Raw genomic sequence first — 15,142 nt, 5'->3', positions numbered from 1 at the left:
TTTGAACAGCATTGTCCAACGGACCACTCATTGCCTACACCAAGGTCGGCAAGACCTTCGCCAACGGCGGCGTGGTCGCCGTCGACGATGTCTCGCTGGAGGTTGCCGAGGGCGAGTTCCTCGCCATCGTCGGCCGCTCCGGCTCGGGCAAGAGCACCTTGCTGCGGCTAGCCAATCGGCTGATCGAGGCCGACAGCGGCAGCGTCATGGTCGAAGGCGAGGACGTGCGCAATGTCGATCCGATCCGCTTGCGGCGGCGCATCGGCTATGTCTTCCAGAGCGGCGGGCTGTTTCCGCATCTTGCCGTCGGCGCCAATATCGGCATCACGCCGAAGCTGCTCGGCTGGCCGGCGGCGGAGATCGCCGCGCGTGTCGACGAACTGCTCGAACTGGTGCAGCTCGATGGCGCGCAGTATCGGGAGCGGCTGCCGCATGAGCTCTCCGGCGGCCAGCGCCAGCGCGTCGGCGTCGCGCGGGCGCTGGCCGCACGGCCGCGCATCGTGCTGATGGACGAGCCGTTCGGCGCGCTCGATCCCCTCACCCGCGATGCGCTCGGCGATGATTTCCGCGAGTTGCACCGCAGGCTCAAATTGACCACCGTCATGATCACCCATGACATGACGGAGGCGCTTTTGCTCGCCGACCGCGTCGCCGTCATGCACGAAGGCAGGCTGCTCGCGCAGGGCACCCCGGTGGAGCTTTCCGAGAGCACCGACCCTTACGTCGAAAAACTCCTGCACACGCCGCGGCGGCAGGCGGAACGGCTCGGCAAATTGCTGCCGGGGGACGGCGCCGCATGAGCCTGTTTTCCGATCCGCGCTGGACCGAGGCGCTCGCACATCTGCCCGATTATCTCGGCAACCATGTGCGCGTGAGCCTGGCTGCGCTCGCGCTCGGGCTCATCGTCAGCCTGCCGCTGGCGATCGTCGCGCGCAACCGGCCGCTGCTGCGCGGCGCGCTGCTCGGCTTCGCCAGCATCGTGCAGACCGTGCCGGGGCTCGCGCTGCTGGCGCTTTTCTATCCGCTGCTACTCGTGCTGGCGGCGCTGACGCTGTCCTGGTTCGGCTTCGATTTCTCCGCCTTCGGATTCCTGCCGGCGGTGCTGGCGCTCGCGCTCTATTCGATGCTGCCGGTATTGCGCAACACCATCACCGGCCTGTCGGGCGTCGACCCGGCGCTGACGGAGGCGGCGCAGGGCGTCGGCATGACGCCGCGGCAATCGCTGTTCATGGTGGAGCTGCCGCTGGCGCTGCCGGTGATGATGGCCGGCATCCGCACGGCGGCGGTGTGGGTGATCGGCACCGCGACGCTGTCGACGCCGATCGGGCAGACCAGCCTCGGCAATTACATCTTTGCTGGGCTGCAGACCCAGAACTGGGTGTTCGTCGTGTTCGGCTGCCTCGCCGCCGCCGCGCTGGCGCTCGCGGTCGACCAGCTCCTGGCGCTGATCGAGAACGGCCTGCGCCACCGCAGCCGGCTGCGCGCCGCGCTCGGCGCCGTCGGCATCGCGGCGCTGGTCGCAGCGACGCTAGTGCCGACGATGGCGCGCTCGGCGTCGAACTATGTCGTCGGCGCGAAAACCTTCACCGAGCAATATGTGCTGGCAGCCCTGATCGCGCAGCGGCTGAACGCGGACGGGCTGTCCGCGACCACGCGCGCCGGTCTCGGCTCCAGCGTGATCTTCGATGCGCTCAAGGCCGGCGATATCGACGTCTATGTCGACTATTCCGGCACGCTGTGGGCCAACCAGTTCCATCACACCGACATCCGGCCGCGCGAAGAGCTGCTGGCCGACTTGAAGGCGATCCTGGCGAAACAGGACATCACGCTGCTCGGCGAGCTCGGCTTTGCGAACGCCTATGCGCTGATCATGCCGAAGCAGCGTGCGGAAGCGCTCGGCATCCACACCATCGCCGATCTTGCGGCACTCGCGCCGTCGATGTCGATCGCCGGCGATTACGAATTCTTCTCGCGGCCGGAATGGGCCGGCATCAAACAAGCCTACGGATTGTCGTTCCGGACCCAGCGGCAGATGCAGCCGGATTTCATGTATGCCGCCATCGCTTCAGGGGATGTCGACGTGATCGCGGGCTATACCAGCGACGGGCTGATCGCGAAATATGATCTCGTCGTGCTCGGCGATCCCAAACACGCGATCCCGCCCTATGACGCGGTGATGCTGCTCGCGCCCAAGCGCAAGGATGATGCAAAGCTGCGCGCGGCATTGCAGCCGCTGCTCGGACGGATCGATATCGCCGCGATGCGGGAAGCGAATTTGCGCGCCGCCGGCAATGATGGCTCCTCCTCGCCGGACGCGGTGGCGCGCTGGCTGTGGGAGAAGATCGGGACGAAGTGAATCCCTTCGTCATTGCGAGGAGCGAAGCGACGAAGCAATCCATGCCTCCGCTTGCGGCGAGATGGATTGCTTCGCTTCGCTCGCAATGACGGAGAAGTGGGAATAGCGCCCCTCACAGCCCCTTGATCACACCCGCGTCGATCAGGAGGCGGTTGAAGCGGCGCGCCTCGGCGCCGTCCTTGCAGGCATAGAACAGGCCGTTGCAGCGGAGCATGATGTGCTTCTGCTCCTCGAACGAGGGATCGAGCGGAATGCCGGCGGCTTCCTGGATCACCAGCGGCAGATAGGCCGCATCGATCGTCTCCATCACGGCCGGCGATTTCACCGGTTCGAAATTGATGGCGTCGATTGCATAGTAGGTCGCGAAATAGCGCGGGTCGTACTTCTCGAGCTTCTTGCCGATTCCGGCCGCATCGAGGCTCGGGTCAAGAAGATGCGGCGCGAATTCCGGCTGGTGATCGCCATAGCGCACGATCAGGAACGGCTGCGCCGGAAACTTCTTCTTCAGTCCCGCGACGAAGGCGGCATAGTCGCTGGCGCTCATCGCCTGCCGGCGCAGATACTCGTCGATGACGGGCGTGTTGCCGAGCGGGCGCCAGGACGGCGTCAGGTCCGCCCGCAAGGGCGTCTTCCACGGGAAATGGTTGGCGGCGAGATAGACGAAGGTGAACTGCGGCGCGCCGGGCGGCTGCTCCGCCATCAGCCGCAGCGCCTTGTCGTAAAAGAAGCGGTCGGGTTCGACATCCTTTGCGCCGAGATCGCGCGCGTCGTAGAAGCGCTGGATGCCGGTCGTGGCCTGGAAGCTGCGCGCGCTCATGAAGGCGCCGAACGCCGGATAAAGCGAAAGCGTGTTGTAGCCGCAGCGGCGAAGCGCAAGCGGCAGCCCGCGCTCGACGCGGCCGGAGGCGATGCGGGTGACGAAGTAGGCGAAACGGCCGAAGGAGCGCGAGGAGAGCCCCGCGAGCACGTTGTATTCGGTGAACCAGCTCGGCCCGCCATTGCTCTCGGCCAGGAATTTTCGCTCCACGCCGTCATAGGATTTGAACTGCGCGCCGTAGCCCGGCGGCATCCTGACGCCTTCGGCCGCACGGATATCGAAGCTCGATTCATCGTGGATCAGGATGATGTTCGGCCGGCGGCCGGCCGGATGGCAGGAATCCACCAGCGGAATCTTGAGGTGCTCGCTCGCGACCGCATCCGACTCCATGAAGCCGTAGTTGATGAAATCGGAAACCGCCGTGACGCCCGAGCGAGCGAATTTCGAGAGATAGCCGTCGTCGTAATAGCCGCGCCAATCCTCATCCGGCCAGGTGACGGCGTATCCGGCCAGCGCGGCAAGGCACGCCAGCTTGCAGGCCAGCGCCGGCAGGCGACGGACGCGAAACGGATCGAGCCACCACAGCGCATACATCAAGGGCAGCGTGACGGCGCCTGCGCCGATCAACGACCAGCGCAGATTCGGGAAGATCGTCAGCAGAAAGGACGCGGTGTCGTGGTCGACCACCATCAGGTCGACGAAGTTCGCGGTCATCTGCACGACTTCGTGCTTGAACCGCGAGAGCAGCACCAACGCCACCACCAGCGTCAGCGACAGCGCCCCCGATAGCGCCGGCCGCCGCAGCAGCGCAATGAAGAAGAAGTTAAGTGTACCCCAGGACAAGAGGAAGCAGAGGCGCGAGCCGAAATCGGTCTCGGTCTGCACCAGGATCGCGAGCGCCGCCATCTGTGGCGCGGCGACGGCGAGCAGGCTCCAGATGCCGATCGCGGCCAAGCCGCCCGCAATCGCGGCAATCGAAGAACCTTGATTTGGCGCGGGCGCCATGGCTGACGACGCAACATTCCCCGGCGCAGTAGTTCGCCTTGGCTGGAGGTGACCAGGAGGCGGACGACGCAGCCGGAACCCGCGTCGCGTCACAAAACCGTAATGTAATCGTCATGAATGCGCAATGAATTTGCGGCCGCGGGCGGGAGGCAGGGTAAATCCACGTGCGGCAGACGGGCAAAGGACGTCCCCTGCAAGCAATCCAACGGCACATGAGGAGGGCGCCGAACAGGCGGTGCGCGCGGACCCCGCCTTGATCGAAGCCGTGGCCAAGCTCGATGCGGGCCATACGACCTGGTTGCAGGTGCGTATCGGTATCGCCACGGGCCTCGTGGTCGTCGGCGATCTGCTCGGTGAGGGCGCCGCCCTCTGGGATAAAGCTGCCCGATGCAGCCGCACGTCCGTTCTGCTGGAGCGGACACAACGCAGTCCGAAACCAATGTCAGGGAAGTGCCAAACTCGGAAGTTCCGATTTTGCGAAACTGTTGCTCTCCACCTGCGAAAGTCGCCTAAGAGCCGACGTTACTTCTCTTCAGCTCAGGGTTAGATACAACGGCAAGACCAACGAGAGCGGGTAATTGCCGACACCGCCGCTCAGGGTAAAATTGATCGATTGCATCGAGACCGCGAGAGCATGATCCGGAAAAGTGGAAACCGGTTTTCCCTCGCGACAAACGCGAAGCTTTTGCGCGAAGATCGTGCTCAAACAAACAGATGAGATCATGATCCGATTCCATTTAATCGGATCATGATCTACTAATCTTACTCAACGGTTGTTATCCGACTTCGATATCCGACGAATACCGGCGGCTTTGCGCGGGGGATGATCCGATGGAGTCCAGCAGGGCAGACTTTTCGACGATACTAAACCGCATTCTTGATACGGCGGCGGACAATCTCAGGATCGCAAAGATTCTGATTCAACTGGGTCTCGATCCCAACAACGTCACCTATGACGCACTATTCAGCCGGCTGCTCGAAATTGTACTGGCCAACATCACGCTTGCCAACATGTTCGCCCTCGTTGGCGCCATCTTCTTTGTCGCCACCTTGCTGATGCAGACAATGGTGCCGCTGCGCGTCGCGAACATGGCTGGCTGTACATTCTTCGTCGCCTTTGGCGCGCTCTCCGGAAACGTCGCGACCTTTCTCCTGTATCTGCTGTTGCTGCCGATCAACGCCGTTCGCCTCCGTCAAATGCTCAATCTGATCAAGAAGGCGCGCATCGCGACGGTGGGCGATACCTCGATGGAATGGCTCAAACCGTTCATGACCGAACGCAGATATCGCCGGGGCGACATATTGTTCAAGAAGGACGATGCAGCCACCGAAATGTTCCTGACGGTCACAGGAACGTTTTTGGTCACAGAAATCGGCGTCGAACTTCCACCGGGACGTCTCATGGGCGAACTTGGCTTCCTTACTCCCAATAAACGGCGAACCGCGACGGTCGAATGCATGGAAGACGGGCAAGTGCTGACCATAACTTATGAGAGGTTGCTCGAAATCTACTTTCAAAATCCGCAATTCGGTTATTACTTTCTCGTCCTCACCAGCCAGCGCCTGCTGGAGAACATCTCGCGGCTAGAAGGAACTATCGCACAAGAGAAAGCCGGGCGGCAGACTACAGCCCCAGATAACATAACTTAACCTTTGGCTCTTGATTGCCCCACACCGCCACGTCCCGACGCAGTGCGGGTCTCGTGAGGCAACCATTTCCGGTTGGGGTCATTTTTGGACCTGAGCGCTGAGTGCTCGGGGCCATTGCGGCGAAGCGCGACCACCAAGACCGACATTCGTTAGTAGTTGGCCATTTGACGGGTAGCGCCCTGCTGCCCGACTACCCACCGACTAAGTTGCGCTCAAGGGATCTCGTAGACCGACACCTTGTCCGCGATGCCGCTCAACGCCACGCGTCTGAGCGTTGGCTTTAGCCCGTTGCTCTCAAGCAGAGCCCGGGCATGCGCGTTTTCCAGCACCGATTCCGTCACCACGATCGAGCGTGAGGCAGCAAGGCCCTGGACGCGCGACGCGATGTTTACAGTCTGGCCAAAATAGTCCTGCTGGGCATTGAGTGTGACCGCGAGGCATGATCCTTCATGGATGCCCATCTTCAGGCGCAGGCTCTGATGCTGACGCTCGGCGCCAAGATCGCTCATCGCCTCGCGCATGCGGATCGCAGCGGCGATGGCACGGTCAGGCGTTTCGAAGGTCGCCATCACGGCATCGCCAATGGTCTTCACCACGGCCCCCCTTTCGGACGCGATAATCTCCTGCAGCAGCCTGAAATGCTCGTTGACGAGATCGAAGGCAACGAGGTCACCGACGCGCTCATAGAGTTCAGTGGAGTCCTTGAGATCACTGAACAGGAAAGTCAGGCTCAAAATCTTGAGACGCTGACCAATGGCGAGCGTTTCGGTCCGGTAGATGTCGCGGAAGGTCTGATTGGTGAGGAGGCGCTTTGCATTGAGAATGGGCTTGCGTCGCTTCAGGAGGTCGTTCAGCGCCTGGTTCGCCACCCATATAGCCGGCAACACGCGACTTTCGGTGCGGTTTTCCAAAGCCAGGCGCAGTGGCCCTGGGCGCAAGGCAATGGTGTCGACCGGAACCTGGACCTTGTTGAAGATCACGGACAGGTTCTGGCGCTCGCTCGCCTCCTCGCCGCCGACATCAAGGAACTGGGCCGTATGCGTCACGGGATCGAATACGATCAACGTGCCCTTCGGCAATTGCAACGAAAGGATGGCCCTTTCTCCTGGCGGCAAGTCGACGCTTTCGAGCGTGACCTCCTGCAGCAGCTTCTCCAGATCGGCTGGGAGATCGATGGCCGAACTCCAGAAGATCTGACGATAATATTCGGCCGCGGACAGTTCGTCGGGATTGTGGGCCGCGATCTTCCGAACGCGCGGGCTTACCGTGAAGCTCACCTCGATCAGGTTGTCGAGCGTCGTCTCATAGCCCGCGGCGCAGAAAGCGCAATTATACTGCGCCCGGTCCAGGGTCTTTAGGCTCTTATTAGCGGAAAGAACACCGGCGCAACTTGGGCACATGACGTTCCACGTCATCTCGAAAATGCCGAGCCCCACCGCATTCAGGAGCGCGGCAATGACCCGCTCCTCATCGATACCGTTGCGGGCCGCGAGATCAAGTGCGTTCATCCTGTTCAAGGCATGATCGGGGGCATCCCGCACCATGCGCTCGAGCATCTCCACCACGTCGTCGTAGGCCGACTGACGCAGGGCCACAAACAAAGTCTCCGCTTCGTCCATGCGACAATGCTACACGAAAAAAGGCAAAGCCGAAACCCCACTCACCCATCCCTTGGGTGTTCGTTGAGTGTCCTGTTTACCGTTGGACACAAAGCAAAATGTCGGCCTTGGCGACAAGCTTGGGGTGGCCATCACGTTTCCCAACACCGACGGGGCGTCGCATTAGTCCGACTACCGCCGAGCTTTGAACCCCACTTCGCTCCATGTTCGCTAATGGGTCAAAAGCGTCGTCTTGATCGTCTGGCGATCACTTCCGATCTGCCCCGATAAGCTGACGATTTGAGAGCCACGCCGTACTTGGCTCGAAAACGCTCTAGGATTGGTCCCCGACGAGATGGAATCTGCGGCCGAGCTGGTGATGCACGGTGATGACGGCGCGGTCGACGTCGCTGATCAGACTGTCGCCGAGGACGACGTTCGGGATTTCCCAATTGCGGCCCGCACTCGCATGCGGCCGGGCGGAGACAGCGACAACTTGCGCCGTCTCGCATCCCGGCTGGCTGCGCAGCGCGTCATTGGCGATCGCGGTCAGTTCCGCATGGTTCTTGCCGATGGTGGACATGCAAGCTCCGGTGACGGGCGAATGCGGCGAGGGCATGACATGTCGCCGGCATGCTCACGCTGATGGCATCAGGCCGAGACGCTTGGCGATGATCCGGTCGAGCGTGCGCTTCGGCAGGATTGACACCATGATGTGCTGCATCGGATCCGGCGTGATCTGATAACGCACCTTTGGGTTCGGCGACGTCAGCGCATCGAAGATGGTCTCGGCGATCTTCTCCGGCGGCAGGGCGGTCGAGCGGAACTGCAGCAACCATTTCCGCATCCGCTGCAGCGCCGAGAAATAGGGTGAGTTCTGGTAGGCGGAATTATCGACCTCTTCCGCCTTGTCCCAGATCGGCGTCTTCACCCCGCCCGGCGCAACGATGATGACGTCGATGCCGAACAGCATCAGTTCGCGGCGCAGGCTCTCCGAAAACCCTCGATCGCGTGTTTGGAGGCCGCATGCTTGATCCAGCCAGGCGGCAGGCACGATCCGGCGATCTTGAGTTGAATTGGTTACGTCCTGCTAACCTTCCCCGCGAGCTCCGCCCAGGATCAGGTTCCAGCTTAACGCGGGCGTAAGGCCGCGCTTGCCATCTTCCGAACCAACCAGAGAACCTGCAACAAGAACAATTCCAATGATGGCGCAACAGCCGGCCCACTCGATCATCGCCGAACTCGAGGAAGCCGTGAGAGACGGCTCGTCGGCGAAGCGGATCAAGACCCTTCGGCGGGTGACGGACCTCTTCCTGCACGACGGCGAACGCTTGAGCGACGAACAGGTCAAGGTTTTCGACGACGTCCTGTGCCTCCTGATCACGCGCGTCGAGAGCCGGGCCAAGGCCGAGCTCAGCAAGCGCCTCGCGCCGATCGACTACGCGCCGTTCGAGGTAATCCAGCACCTGGCAAAGGACGACAAGATCGAGGTCGCCGGCGAAGTGCTGGCGCATTCGAGCCGCGTCTCCACGGAGACGCTGGTCGAAGTTGCCAGCACCAAGGGACAGGATCACCTGCTTGCGATCTCCGGCCGCGCCAATATTCCCGAAGAAGTCACCGACGTGATCGTCGATCGCGGCGAGGTGCGCGTGATCCGCCGGCTCGCCAACAATGCCGGCGCGCGCTTCTCGGAAGCCGGCTATTCCGGCATCGTCGCGCACGCGGAAAGCGACGACCAGCTGGTCGAGATCCTGGGACTGCGCATCGATCTTCCGACCAAATTCCTGCGCGAGCTGCTGCACCGCGCCAAGGACGCCGTGCGCGCCCGCCTGCTCTCGATCGCGCCGCCGGCGCTGCAGGAGGAGATCCGCGAGGTGCTCGACGAGATCGCGCGCGAGGAGCCTGCGGTGCGACGCAGCTTCGGCATTGCCGAACAGCTCGTCAAGCTGATGAAGGAGCTGAACGAGCTGGACGATGCGGCGGTGTTCCAGTTCGCCGAAGCGGGCAAGTTCGACGAGGTGATCGTCGCGATTGCGCTGCTCAACGACGTTGAGCCCGAGATGATCGCGCGGCTGATGGAGGGGCACCGCTCCGACCTGATCCTGATCCCCTGCCGCGCGGCCAGGCTGAACTGGCCGACAGTGGAGACGATCCTGAGCAACCGCCCGGCGGCGCAGCCGATCTCCGCCCAAACCATGGAGCAGGCACAGCGGGATTTCCGCCGCCTGTCGATCGAGACCGCCCAGCGCACCGTGCGCTTCTGGCAGCTCCACAACCGGATCGAGAAGCCGGCGGAGGGGCGAACGGCGGCGAGCTGATCGCGGCCGTCATGGCGAGCCGTTATTCGCGCATTGGGTGGGGGGGACCGCTACTGAGAGCCGTTCCCGGCGCAAGATCGTGCAAAGCGTCCGGGTGAGCAGCCCAGCCGCTTCCGAAATGCCGTGCTGAACGCACTCGCGGATTCGTATCCGATTTCGTCGGCAATCCGGTCCAGCCCCTTCGCGCCACGGATGAGCGCATCCTTCGCCAGCGCCATCCGCCAGCGCGTCAGATATTCGGCCGGCCCGCACCCGAGAACGTCAGCGAAGCGCGCTGCGAACGCTGACCGGGACATGCCGGCGATCCCGGCGAGGTCCGAGACCGTCCAGCCGGTCCGGACATCAGCATGCATCGCGCGCAGGACACGTGCGAGGACCGGATCGCGCATGCCATCGAGCACGCCTGTGGCAACGGCATCGGGATCGATTCTTCGCCACCTGAGCGCCTCCACGAGCAAAACCTCCAGCAAGCGCTGCAGGATCATCTCCTTTCCCGGATCGTCGGACGCGCACTCGTCCACGACGAGTTCGATCACGCGCCCAAGCCTGCCCGTCCGCCCTTCGGACGCAGGGATATGAATGAAGCCGGGAAGCAGAGCGAGCAACAGAGGCGCGTTGACCTGCTCTATCCGGAATGTCCCGCCGAGTGAGACGAAGTCAGGTTCTCCCTCCTGATCTCCATGGCGGACAGCGGCGTTCACCGGCTCCCTGAGCTCACATTTGAGCCCCGGATGGCTGGAGAGCGAGAAGGCCGGGGTCGATGGCAGGAGCAGGAAATCCCCTTTCTGAAACTTCACAGACTCCTTGCCCTCGAGTGTGATCCAGCACTCGCCCCGCAAAATGATCGTAAAGCCCGGCGCGTCATGCGCCGCATAGCGGACGCCCCAGCGCCCCCGGCCTGTGATGGGCTTGGCGATTGCCGTGCTGGGGCGAAGGAGAGCGATGGTATCGCTCAAAGGGTCCATCGTGGACGATCCATGATCATTTTGCGTCGGTTGATTATAGATCGTCCTTTCGAGAGGTCTAGATAGGGCCCCATCGAAACGATGGAGAGGCGCATGCCAAAGACCATTCTCATCACCGGAACATCGTCAGGCTACGGCAAGGCGACCACACAACTCTTTCTCGAACGGGGCTGGAATGTTGTAGCCACCATGCGGCATCCGGACCCTGCCGTGTTCGGTGGGGCTTCGGAGCGTCTCAAGGTGCTGCCGCTCGACGTCACGAGCGAGAAGAGCATTGCTGATGTGATCGAAGCCGCCGTTGCCGCATTCGGCGCGATCGACGTCTGGGTGAACAATGCCGGCCTCGGCCTCGCGTCGATCGTGGAAGCAACTCCCGACCGAACGACGCGCGAGATTTTCGAGACCAACACTTTCGGCGTGATCGCCGCGTGTCGGGCCATCATTCCCTCGATGCGCAAGCAGGGGCGCGGCGTGATCGTGAACGTCACGTCCAGCGTCACGGTCGGCGTGATGCCGCTGGTCGCAATCTATGCCGCCAGCAAGTTCGCCGTGGAGGGCTTCACGGAATCCCTCTCATACGAGTTGGGCGCGTTCAACATCAAGGCACGTCTGGTCGAGCCCGGCTATGCGCCAACCACGAACTTCACCGCGAACGGCACCGCGCGGATGGAGGGCCTCATCCCCGCCGAATACACCGATTTCGCCCAGGCTTGCTTCGCAAGGATGGCGAACTATCCGACGGCATTCTGCACCGAAGCGGTGGCTGCAGCCGTCTACGCGGCAGCGACGGACCAAGGCTTGCGGCTCCGATATCCCGCTGGAGCGGACACGAAGTTTCTCGCCAACCTGCGCTGGAGCACCTCAGAGGAGCACTACCAGCGCACAATGCACGAGGCCTTCGGTCCTCGCTGCACTCGCGATGACGGTGTCGTCGCGGTGCGATAGAAGCCGAAGCCGTAGGGTGGGCAAAGCGAAGCGTGCCCACCATCACGAGCGGAGTGCGTAGGGTGGGCACGCTTGCGCTTTGCCCACCCTACGATTGCGGCTTAGTTCTTCGTCTTGTCGACCAGGGCGCCCTTCTTGATCCAGGGCATCATGTCGCGCAGCTTGGCGCCGACTTCCTCGATCGGGTGCTGGGCGAGCTTGGCGCGGGTGGCCTTGAACGAGGTCTGGTTGACCTTGTTCTCCAGCATCCAGTCGCGGGCGAACTTGCCGCCCTGGATGTCGGCGAGAACGCGCTTCATCTCGGCCTTGGTCTCCGCGGTCACGATGCGCGGGCCGGTGACGTATTCGCCGTATTCGGCGGTGTTGGAGATCGAGTAGTTCATGTTGGCGATGCCGCCTTCATAGATCAGGTCGACGATCAGCTTCACTTCGTGCAGGCACTCGAAATAGGCCATCTCCGGCGCGTAGCCGGCTTCGACCAGCGTCTCGTAGCCGCCCTTGATCAGTTCGACCAGGCCGCCGCAGAGCACCACCTGCTCGCCGAACAGGTCGGTCTCGCACTCTTCCTTGAAGGTGGTCTCGATGATGCCTGCGCGGCCGCCGCCGACCGCGGAGGCATAGCTCAGGCCGAGATCATGCGCGTTGCCGGAGACATCCTTGGCGATCGCGATCAGGCAGGGCACGCCGCCGCCGCGCTGATATTCGGAGCGCACGGTGTGGCCGGGGCCCTTCGGGGCGATCATCAGGACGTCGAGATCGGGACGCGGATCGAGCAGGTTGAAGTGCACGTTGAGGCCGTGCGCGAACACCAGCGCGGCGCCCTTCTTCATGTTGTCGTGCAGGTGCTCGCGATAGATATCGCCCTGCAATTCGTCGGGGGTGAGCATCATCACGAGGTCGGCCCATTTGGCGGCATCCGCCACGCTCAGCACCTTGAAGCCGGCGGCCTCCGCCTTCTTGGCCGAAGCCGAGCCCGGGCGCAGCGCGATCGACACTTCCTTGACGCCGGAATCCTTCAGGTTGAGCGCGTGGGCGTGGCCCTGGCTGCCATAGCCGACGATAGCGACCTTCTTGCCCTTGATCAGGTTCAGGTCGGCATCGCGATCGTAGTAAACTCGCATCGTAGTTTCCTCTTGAGGGGGCCGAACATCGGCCGATGGATTTGGGCTTTTCAGGTGGATCAGACCGCCGGACGCCCGCGAATTTTCCGGCGTTGTCTAGAGCATTTTCCGGCTCAGGGGAAACCCCGTTCTCGCATGGCGCGGTGCGGCATCATGCGTCCATGAAGACCGGGTAGAGCGAGGCGAGCAACAGGATCGCCATCACGATATTGAAAGCGCGCACGGCCTGGCGCGAGGTCAGGATCGGCCGCAGCGCGGTGCCGAACAGCGCCCAGGCGATGCAGGACAAGGTGCCGAGGATCAGGCTCAAGCCGACCTGGATCGCGATATTCCAGGGGAATGCGGCAATCGCCGCATAGGCGGTGATGGTGCCGATCACCATCACCCAGCCTTTGGCGTTGACCCATTGGAACATGGCCGCGCCCCAGAACGTCATCGGGCGGCCGCTTCTGTCGCCGGATTCCGGCGAGGATGGCTCGGCCATCGCGATCGCTGCGGCGAGATAGATCAGGTAGGCGACGCCGATATATTTGAGGATGGTCTGCAGTACGGGATAGGCGATGAAGACGGTGCCGAGGCCAAGGCCGACGGCGCCGACCATGAATGCAAATCCGACCGTGATGCCCGCCATATGCGGCACCGTGCGGCGGAAGCCGTAAGTCAATCCCGAGGACAGCAGCATGATGTTGTTCGGCCCCGGCGTGAAGAACATCACCACGGCGAACATCACGAAGGCGATCAGAACCGACTGCGACATGGCACCACTCATGCGATCTTCGCCTGGGGTTGCGGAGGTTTCGAAAGCAGCATGACGGCGATGCCGCCGATCACGGCGGCCATGCCCGCAAGCCGCAGCGGCCCGAACCTTTCGCCGAACACGATGCTGGAGGCGGCGGAGCCGACGAACGGCACCAGCAGCGCGAACGGCACCACCTGCGCCGCCGGATAGTCGCGCAAGAGCCGGCCCCACAGCCAATAGGCGACGCTGGTCGAGACACCGCCGATGAACAGCATGCAGACGATGCCGGTCATCGACATCTGCGACAACGCCTGCCAGGTCGGCTTCGGGCCGAGAGTGATCAGCGACAACGCGAACAAGGGAACGGCGGCGCAGAGGCACAGCCATGCGAACAGATCGAACATACGTGCGCCCTGCGCGGGCCGCAGCAGGAGATTGCCAACCGCGAAACAGACCGGAGAGATCATCAGGATCGCGAACGCGCCGGCACTGAAATCATGGCCGACGGTGCCGGAGATCATCAAGAGGCCGATCGCGGCAATGCCGATGCCGACCATCTGCATCCGGCTCGGCCATTCGCTGAAAATGATGGCGGCGAAGGCGATCGTGAACAGCGCCTGACTCTGCACGATCACGCTGGTGAGCCCGACCGGCATGCCATGCGCAATGGCGATCGACTGCGCCAGGAACTGGCCGAGGAACAGGTTCAGGCTGATCGCGATCAGAAGCGGCCGGGACACTTTCGGCTTGCGCAGGAACAGGCACGGCAGCGCCGCGATCCCAAAGCGCAGCGCCGTCATCAATTCCGGCGGCAATTCGTCAAGCGCGAGCCGGCTCGCGACGAAGGCAAGCCCCCAGATCACCGCGACCATGACGGCGATGCAGACGTCGGCCGGTTTCATTGGCTCGTCTTTTCCAGCTCTTTTGTTTCTAGCTCTTCTGTTCCAGCTTCGGCTTGCGCAGGAGATAGGTGCCGTGCAGCGGCGCGTGGTAGTCGGCGGAGACCAAGGTGAAGCCGACCTCGGTCAGCATGCGTTCCATGACCCAACCGAAGGTCGAATATTCGTCGCGCATGTGCATCATCACGCCCTCGCGCTCGAAATCATGGTTCTTGATGGAAAAATCGGCCCAGCCCTCGACGTCGCGCTCGACGCCGTCGGGCATGCTGACGAACACGATGTCGCGCAGATAGAACTCGGAGCCCGGCTTCAGCGCGTTGAAGATCCGCGACAGCGCCACCGCTTTCCAGAAATCCGGCAAATGATGCAGCGTGAATTCGCTGACGATCAGGTCATAGGAATTCGGCTGATAGGCGAAGCTCAGAAGCCCCGCCGGCTGGGTGCGGATGCGCGCCCTGCGGTCGCGTGCGTAGATGTTGGCGAGCGTCAGCATCGCCGGCGAGATGTCGATCGCGTCGACGTCGGCGCCCATCAGCGCCGCTTCGCAGGCGAGCACGCCGTTGCCGCAACCGATATCGGCGACGCGCCAGCCCGGCTCGACGCCGAGCATCTTGAGCGTCTGGCGGGCGCGGAGATCGGCATCGTCATGGCGGCCATAGATCGAGGCGACCGCGGTATCGATGCCGACCCGGCGTCTTTGCGTGTAGTACCAGTCGCGCGCCAACATGG

General features: G+C 62.8%; 13 protein-coding genes and 1 pseudogene. 5 read left to right on the top strand and 9 right to left on the bottom strand.

The features are described from left to right. Window positions 1–11: 11 nt before the first annotated feature. Both AAFX91_RS06215 and AAFX91_RS06210 read left to right on the top strand, forming a co-directional pair. A complete protein-coding gene (locus AAFX91_RS06215; protein WP_130582998.1) occupies window positions 12–800 on the top strand; it encodes an ATP-binding cassette domain-containing protein in 789 nt (262 codons plus the stop codon). Beyond that, window positions 797–2,356 carry an ABC transporter permease/substrate-binding protein gene (locus AAFX91_RS06210; RefSeq protein ID WP_282528374.1) on the top strand — a complete coding sequence of 520 codons (1,560 nt, stop codon included), beginning with the start codon at window positions 797–799 and terminating at the stop codon, window positions 2,354–2,356. Before AAFX91_RS06215 ends, AAFX91_RS06210 begins: the two co-directional genes overlap by 4 nt. 112 nt (window positions 2,357–2,468) lie before the next feature. On the opposite strand, the gene AAFX91_RS06205 is transcribed toward AAFX91_RS06210, so the two are convergent. Further along, window positions 2,469–4,178: a sulfatase-like hydrolase/transferase gene (locus tag AAFX91_RS06205; protein WP_394565878.1), complete on the bottom strand. Its 1,710-nt coding sequence runs from the start codon at window positions 4,176–4,178 to the stop codon at window positions 2,469–2,471. Window positions 4,179–5,009: 831 nt separating this feature from the next. Between AAFX91_RS06205 and AAFX91_RS06200 the strand changes: the two genes are divergently transcribed. Further along, entirely contained in the window at window positions 5,010–5,828 is an 819-nt protein-coding gene (locus AAFX91_RS06200) for a Crp/Fnr family transcriptional regulator (protein WP_394565877.1), read from the top strand. Between the two features lie 212 nt (window positions 5,829–6,040). Here the strand turns inward: AAFX91_RS06200 and AAFX91_RS06195 are convergent, their stop codons facing one another. The 3 genes and pseudogenes from AAFX91_RS06195 to AAFX91_RS06185 form a co-directional block, all read right to left on the bottom strand. Then, window positions 6,041–7,447: an adenylate/guanylate cyclase domain-containing protein gene (locus AAFX91_RS06195; RefSeq protein WP_282528371.1), complete on the bottom strand. Its 1,407-nt coding sequence runs from the start codon at window positions 7,445–7,447 to the stop codon at window positions 6,041–6,043. A gap of 313 nt (window positions 7,448–7,760) precedes the next feature. Further along, window positions 7,761–8,009 carry a hypothetical protein gene (locus tag AAFX91_RS06190; RefSeq protein WP_130583227.1) on the bottom strand — a complete coding sequence of 83 codons (249 nt, stop codon included), beginning with the start codon at window positions 8,007–8,009 and terminating at the stop codon, window positions 7,761–7,763. 54 nt (window positions 8,010–8,063) lie between these two features. After that, window positions 8,064–8,491 (bottom strand): annotated as a pseudogene (locus tag AAFX91_RS06185) (SDR family NAD(P)-dependent oxidoreductase); the annotation flags it as partial. A 137-nt stretch (window positions 8,492–8,628) separates the two neighbouring features. Here AAFX91_RS06185 and AAFX91_RS06180 point away from each other — a divergent pair. Then, on the top strand, window positions 8,629–9,744 hold the full coding sequence (locus tag AAFX91_RS06180) for a DUF2336 domain-containing protein (RefSeq protein ID WP_394565876.1): 1,116 nt from the start codon (window positions 8,629–8,631) through the stop codon (window positions 9,742–9,744). A 50-nt stretch (window positions 9,745–9,794) separates the two neighbouring features. On the opposite strand, the gene AAFX91_RS06175 is transcribed toward AAFX91_RS06180, so the two are convergent. Then, window positions 9,795–10,709, bottom strand: coding sequence for an AraC family transcriptional regulator (locus tag AAFX91_RS06175; protein WP_394565875.1), 915 nt, complete (start codon window positions 10,707–10,709; stop codon window positions 9,795–9,797). A 93-nt stretch (window positions 10,710–10,802) separates the two neighbouring features. On the opposite strand from AAFX91_RS06175, the gene AAFX91_RS06170 reads away from it, so the two are divergent. Further along, window positions 10,803–11,654 (top strand): SDR family oxidoreductase, encoded by an 852-nt coding sequence (locus tag AAFX91_RS06170; protein ID WP_394565874.1) that lies wholly within the window; start codon window positions 10,803–10,805, stop codon window positions 11,652–11,654. 101 nt (window positions 11,655–11,755) lie between these two features. On the opposite strand, the gene ilvC is transcribed toward AAFX91_RS06170, so the two are convergent. From ilvC to AAFX91_RS06150, 4 genes are all read right to left on the bottom strand, one after another. Beyond that, complete coding sequence (gene ilvC, locus AAFX91_RS06165; protein WP_394565873.1) at window positions 11,756–12,775, bottom strand: ketol-acid reductoisomerase; 1,020 nt, start codon at window positions 12,773–12,775, stop codon at window positions 11,756–11,758. Window positions 12,776–12,926: 151 nt separating this feature from the next. Continuing rightward, window positions 12,927–13,532 carry a LysE family translocator gene (locus AAFX91_RS06160; protein ID WP_130581584.1) on the bottom strand — a complete coding sequence of 202 codons (606 nt, stop codon included), beginning with the start codon at window positions 13,530–13,532 and terminating at the stop codon, window positions 12,927–12,929. 8 nt (window positions 13,533–13,540) lie between these two features. After that, complete coding sequence (locus AAFX91_RS06155) at window positions 13,541–14,416, bottom strand: EamA family transporter (RefSeq protein WP_394565872.1); 876 nt, start codon at window positions 14,414–14,416, stop codon at window positions 13,541–13,543. A 28-nt stretch (window positions 14,417–14,444) separates the two neighbouring features. Further along, window positions 14,445–15,140 carry a class I SAM-dependent methyltransferase gene (locus tag AAFX91_RS06150; RefSeq protein ID WP_394565871.1) on the bottom strand — a complete coding sequence of 232 codons (696 nt, stop codon included), beginning with the start codon at window positions 15,138–15,140 and terminating at the stop codon, window positions 14,445–14,447. Window positions 15,141–15,142 lie beyond the last annotated feature (2 nt).

This window comes from Bradyrhizobium sp. 31Argb (assembly GCF_043638955.1).
Classification (GTDB): domain Bacteria; phylum Pseudomonadota; class Alphaproteobacteria; order Rhizobiales; family Xanthobacteraceae; genus Bradyrhizobium.
This window is presented reverse-complemented; position numbering and strand designations above follow the sequence as displayed.

Bases quoted from the DNA above. Each gene is read 5' to 3' on its own strand.
- AAFX91_RS06180 (WP_394565876.1), top strand. From the start codon at position 8,629: ATGATGGCGCAACAGCCGGCCCACTCGATCATCGCCGAACTCGAGGAA.
- AAFX91_RS06170 (WP_394565874.1), top strand. From the start codon at position 10,803: ATGCCAAAGACCATTCTCATCACCGGAACATCGTCAGGCTACGGCAAG.
- AAFX91_RS06195 (WP_282528371.1), bottom strand. From the start codon at position 7,447: ATGGACGAAGCGGAGACTTTGTTTGTGGCCCTGCGTCAGTCGGCCTAC.
- AAFX91_RS06175 (WP_394565875.1), bottom strand. From the start codon at position 10,709: ATGGACCCTTTGAGCGATACCATCGCTCTCCTTCGCCCCAGCACGGCA.
- AAFX91_RS06200 (WP_394565877.1), top strand. From the start codon at position 5,010: ATGGAGTCCAGCAGGGCAGACTTTTCGACGATACTAAACCGCATTCTT.
- AAFX91_RS06160 (WP_130581584.1), bottom strand. From the start codon at position 13,532: ATGTCGCAGTCGGTTCTGATCGCCTTCGTGATGTTCGCCGTGGTGATG.
- ilvC (WP_394565873.1), bottom strand. From the start codon at position 12,775: ATGCGAGTTTACTACGATCGCGATGCCGACCTGAACCTGATCAAGGGC.
- AAFX91_RS06155 (WP_394565872.1), bottom strand. From the start codon at position 14,416: ATGAAACCGGCCGACGTCTGCATCGCCGTCATGGTCGCGGTGATCTGG.
- AAFX91_RS06190 (WP_130583227.1), bottom strand. From the start codon at position 8,009: ATGTCCACCATCGGCAAGAACCATGCGGAACTGACCGCGATCGCCAAT.
- AAFX91_RS06210 (WP_282528374.1), top strand. From the start codon at position 797: ATGAGCCTGTTTTCCGATCCGCGCTGGACCGAGGCGCTCGCACATCTG.
- AAFX91_RS06150 (WP_394565871.1), bottom strand. From the start codon at position 15,140: ATGTTGGCGCGCGACTGGTACTACACGCAAAGACGCCGGGTCGGCATC.
- AAFX91_RS06205 (WP_394565878.1), bottom strand. From the start codon at position 4,178: ATGGCGCCCGCGCCAAATCAAGGTTCTTCGATTGCCGCGATTGCGGGC.